At 53.7% G+C, this 283-nt stretch carries 1 protein-coding gene; it reads right to left on the minus strand.

What is annotated here, in order from left to right:
* The coding region (locus H1S06_RS00505) for a transposase (RefSeq protein ID WP_181736326.1) at nt 1-283 on the minus strand (283 nt) is incomplete at both ends.

The raw sequence follows: 283 nt of genomic DNA on the forward strand, positions 1-283 counted from the left end.
CTTTTTTGGTTTGGTGCATCTCCGGATCACGTTCACCTGTTTTGTTCTTGGTAGAGCTGGGAGCTTCGATGATGGTGGCATCGACCAGTGAGCCCTCTTTCAGAAGGACACCGGCCTCAGACAGCCATTGGCTCACCTCTTGAAAAACCTGTCGAGCCAGACCGTGGCGTTCGAGCAAGTGCCGGAACTTCAGAATGGTGGTGTGATCGGGGATGGCTTTATCCAGTGACAAGCCTGCAAACAGCCGCATTGAGGCAATCTCGTACAGCGCATCTTCCATGGC

This window comes from Marinobacterium marinum, assembly GCF_013868415.1.
GTDB classification, from domain to species: domain Bacteria; phylum Pseudomonadota; class Gammaproteobacteria; order Pseudomonadales; family Balneatricaceae; genus Marinobacterium; species Marinobacterium marinum.